The following is a 5,132-nucleotide window of genomic DNA, read 5'->3' as shown; positions in this document are numbered from 1 at the left end:
CCCCCACACCCCCACGCCAAGTCTCCGTCGGAATTCTAGCGAACCACGTGCGCAGAACCGTGTAATGAGGTAACCGCGTGAGGCCAATCTCCGCAAGAACGCCAGGCATCTCGCTGAGCAAGTCAAGCGCAACACGGTATGATTTGTTCAACTCAATACGGAGGGCATGGAGTGTGAGCATCGCCCATTCGGCGAACCCGCCACCCCCTTCGGGGTCGGCGGGTTCGTCTGGATTAGCGACAACTTGTTTAGCTTTCGCCACCGAATTACGGGTGAGGTGACAGATTTCGGATGTCAAAGTAATCTGTCTCTTCGCTTTCTACAGAGATAACGCAGTTGTTGTACTCCGGTCTAGCGAAACTACAGTGCCCTTATTTCTATTATAATCAAAAGTGCCCTGTTAGATAGCAGTATTTTCGTGGACAGCCGCAAATTGAGCTGCCTCATGAGCTACTGATGGTCGTGATCTCAGGATTGAAGTGAGCTAACTCCGGATCAGAGGCCGCTATTCAACAGAGCTCCCTTATCTTTGTCAGCCATTTTTTAGATCTTGTATCGGTTGTGAGCTCCTAAGTGGATGATATTTGATCCATTCAGGTCGAACATATAATATAGTACTGTCTCATTGTAAACGTCTTTGGGAAATTGCATCAAATATGGATTCTGGAATTATATCCAATTTTCTAATAGAAAAATAAACAGTGTTTTTTCAAAATTATAAACTATCTTAGGACTGTCTAGAATGGTTAGTTTGTCAATATTAATATTCTTTCCTACCGTCGTCTATGACGGTTCGATAATGAAACTGTGCGAATATTCATCAGTAGCAAAATATGTCAGTACAGATAATCCACCGTCAAATATTAGCAAGGGGGCATAATTATGGTCAACCGTGATTCTATAGCCGGTACACAGGCTATCGGTTATTCGATCATACTCGCGTTTGTTGTTGCCGTTTCTGTGGTGCTAGTCGGGTTCGCGCCACTTGACGCTCTCGCAGCGGAAAACGGACAAACCCAATCAGTCGATCAGACTAATGATGTCCAGCAAGCACAGTTGGTTAGCCAAGTTGCAGGAGTAACACAGGCAGAACGCAGCATAGACGATACCGAGCTTGCACCTGGCGAATCAACAACGGTTACAGTTGATATTGAATTGGATGGGGAGGGGTCGCCTTCGGTGATCGAAGAGTTTGATCCCGCATTCGCAGATATAGAAATTAGTAGTGCCAACCCATTCCCTGTAGTCTCTGCGGCAAGGGACTCAAATGACGCAGTTACCGTTGTCTGGGAGGGCACAGAATCAGCATCAGTCGAGTATGAGGTCACCATCCCAGAAGATGCTCAAGCCGGAGATGTCTTCACTTTCACGGGAGAAGTCCAGGCTGAAGGAGGACCTGTGACCGTTAGTGGTGACGATCAAATAGAGGTTCCTGGAAGCAATTTTGATGTCACCATTACGGACACGAATTCACCGGTTGAGGTCGGCGAAGAACTCGAGGTTACTGCTGAAGTCGAAAATACCGGGGATCTAGAAGACACACAAGATGTCGAGTTCCGCTTCGACGGGGATCTACAAGAGACACAATCGATTACTCTCGGTGAGGGTGATTCCCAGACAGTTACCTTTGAGTTCGATACCGATGGCGTTGCTCCCGGTGATTATGACACTGAGGTGCAAACCGACGATAGCAGTGATACTGCCGACGTTACAATCGAAGAGGTACCCGAGGAGGCTGAATACACCCTCTCGAACCTCGACCCAGCGGATGCGACAGTGACTGAAAGTGACGACCCGATCGATATCTCGGCTGATGTGGAAAATGTCGGTGATGAAACCGGCGAGCAAGACATCGAACTCAGTATCACCGATGACAGCGGTTCTGTCGTCTACAGTGATACGGTCGAAGATGTCGAACTCGACGGTGGTAACTCCACGACCGTCACGTTCGAGGACGCACCGGCTGGCGACCTCGCACCTGGTGAATATACTCACGAGGTTTCCTCTGATGACGACTCAACCGCAGGGTCGCTCACTGTCGAAGAAGCGCCTGATGAAGCGTTCTTTGGAGTAACGATCACGGCGACGAACTCGCCTGTTGTGGTCGGTGGGGAGCTTACAGTGACCGCTGAGGTCGAAAACACTGGTGATATTCAGGACGCCCAGAATATCGAGTTCAGCTTCGACGGCTCCCTCGAAGATACCGAATCGATCTCTCTTGACGGTGGCGACTCCGAAACCGTCAGCTTCAATTTCGACACCACTGACATCGTCCCCGGCGACTACACCGTGACGGTCGCCAGCGATGATGAAAGTGACGCGGCTGACGTTACTGTCGACGAAGCACCCGAGGAAGCAGACTTCCAGCTCTCGAATCTCGACCCAACAGATGCGACTGTGACCGAAGGTGACGATCCGATCGATATCTCGGCTGATGTCGAAAACGTTGGCGACGAAACCGGCCAGCAAGATCTTGAATTGAGCATCACGGACGATAGCGATTCCGTCGTCTACAGTGACACCGTCGAAGATGTCGAACTCGATGGTGGTGACTCTACGACCGTGACATTCGAAGACGCACCGGCTGGTGACCTCGCTCCTGGTGAGTACACCCATGAGGTCGCTTCCGAAGATGACTCTATTGCGGGCTCGCTCACCGTCGAAGAAGTACCTGACGAGGCATTCTTCGAGGTTACGATCACTGACACTAATAGCCCCGTTGTAGCAGGTGAAACACTCGAAGTGACCGCGGACATCGAGAACACCGGCGACGAGGAAGCCACCCAGGATATCGAACTGGATGCTGGAGCATTGGGTTCGGACGCAGCGAGTGTGACGCTTGATGGTGGTGAGTCGACGTCAGTCACGCTCGGCGTGGAAACAGAGGGAGGCGATGCTGGCGATTACACCGCGACTGTCGCCAGCGACGATGATAGCGATACGGCCGACGTTACAGTCGACGAAGCACCCGAGGAGGCTGAATACACCCTCTCGAACCTCGACCCAGCGGATGCGACAGTGACCGAAGGTGATGATCCGATCGATATCTCTGCTGATGTCGAAAACGTCGGCGATGAAACCGGCGAGCAGGACATCGAACTGACCATCACGGACAATAGTGATTCCGTCGTTTACAGTGACACTGTCGAAGATGTCGCCCTCGATGGTGGTGACTCCACGACCGTTACGTTTGAGGATGCACCAGCCGGCGACCTCGCTCCTGGCGAGTACACCCACGAAATCGCCTCGGCTGACGACAGTGTTGCAGGATCTCTCACTGTCGAAGAAGAAGAACAGCCCGACGAAGCCGAGTTCGATGTGTCAAATCTCGACCCAGCGGATGCAACAGTGACCGAAGGTGACGACCCGATCGATATCTCGGCTGATGTGGAAAACGTCGGTGATGAAACCGGCGAGCAAGACATCGAACTCAGTATCACCAACGAAAGCGGCTCTGTCGTCTACAGTGATACGGTCGAAGATGTTGACCTCGATGGTGGTGACTCCACGACCGTTACGTTTGAGGATGCACCAGCCGGCGACCTCGCTCCTGGCGAGTACACCCACGAGGTCGCTTCCGAAGACGATTCTATTGCGGGCTCACTCACTGTTGAGGAGGCACCCGAAGAAGCAGACTTCCAGCTCTCGAACCTCGACCCAGCAGATGCGACTGTGACCGAAGGTGACGACCCGATTGACATCTCGGCTGATGTGGATAATGTCGGCGATGAAACCGGCGAGCAGGATCTTAAACTCACTATAGCCGATGACAGCGGCTCTGTCGTCTACAGTGATACCGTCGAAGATGTCGAACTTGATGGCGGTGATTCCGAGACAGTCATGTTTGAAGACGCACCGGCTGGCGAGCTCGCTCCCGGCGAGTACACCCACGAGGTTTCCTCGGCTGACGACAGTGTGGCTGGCTCTTTGACTGTCGAAGAAGAAGAACAGCCCGACGAAGCCGAGTTCGATGTGTCAAATCTCGACCCAGCGGATGCAACAGTGACCGAAGGTGACGACCCGATCGATATCTCCGCCGATATCGAGAACGTCGGCGATGAAACCGGCCAGCAAGACATCGAACTGACCATCACGGACGATAGTGATTCTGTCGTCTACAGTGATACGGTCGAAGATGTCGAACTTGATGGTGGCGGCTCCACGACCGTCACGTTCGAAGACGCACCGGCTGGTGACCTCGCTCCTGGCGAGTACACCCACGAAATCTCCTCGGCTGACGACAGTGTGGCTGGCTCTTTGACTGTCGAAAAAGAGGATGATGAAAGCGAGACGAGCGCAGAATTCAGTCTCGACGAGATTTCGCAGGCGAAGTACGGTCTGAACTTCGAGGAACTCAGTGAGGAGACGATGGGGCAGGTTCAGGAGATCTTCGACCGGCAACCGTTCCCCGAAGGAACGCATCCCAGCGATATCCGGACCCGTGAGGAGATCGCCGATGACCGCTACGGCGAGGATCTGAGTGAACTCAGCGACGAAACCAGAGCAGAAATCGACGCAGACTACAAAGCTCAGTTTACCGATGACGATCAGGATGATGAAAGCGAGACGAGCGCAGAATTCAGTCTCGACGAGATTTCGCAGGCGAAGTACGGTCTGAACTTCGAGGAACTCAGTGAGGAGACGATGGGGCAGGTTCAGGAGATCTTCGACCGGCAACCGTTCCCCGAAGGAACGCATCCCAGCGATATCCGGACCCGTGAGGAGATCGCCGATGACCGCTACGGCGAGGATCTGAGTGAACTCAGCGACGAAACCAGAGCAGAAATCGACGCAGACTACAAAGCTCAATTCACTGATACCGAGACGGAATAGGCCCGGAACTTCACCATTCTTTGGGTAGCAGAGAACCAGGATATACGTGTAATTCGACCCGGACGCGGGACGTCCTGTGTCCTCAATCCTTGCTGGCAACGGTCGTTCGTTCGACCTGTATCGGATTGTCTTTCATCTCTTCAAGTTGATTATTTGAGATGAATACCCGCTGTGCATCCGTCTTTAGCTAAGCCACCTCTGCGGTTCTTGGCTGGATACCGGTAGCCAGTCGTTCCTGAAGCACGAGACGCTGCTGATGGATTTTTTGGGCATCTTCGATTAGCCGATCCAACAGCGGT

At 52.8% G+C, this 5,132-nt stretch carries 1 protein-coding gene and 1 pseudogene; one reads left to right on the top strand and one right to left on the bottom strand.

Annotated elements, in window-relative coordinates; translation table 11 throughout:
• A pseudogene (locus tag EOW68_RS18075) lies at nt 1–298 on the bottom strand (IS5/IS1182 family transposase); the annotation flags it as partial.
• A 1,100-nt stretch (nt 299–1,398) separates the two neighbouring features.
• Here EOW68_RS18075 and EOW68_RS18070 point away from each other — a divergent pair.
• Nucleotides 1,399–4,833, top strand: coding sequence for a CARDB domain-containing protein (locus EOW68_RS18070; protein ID WP_431359057.1), 3,435 nt, complete (start codon nt 1,399–1,401; stop codon nt 4,831–4,833).
• The last annotated feature ends 299 nt before the right edge of the window (nt 4,834–5,132 follow it).

Source organism: Halovenus amylolytica (assembly GCA_004015825.1).
GTDB classification, from domain to species: domain Archaea; phylum Halobacteriota; class Halobacteria; order Halobacteriales; family Haloarculaceae; genus Halovenus; species Halovenus amylolytica.
This window is presented reverse-complemented; position numbering and strand designations above follow the sequence as displayed.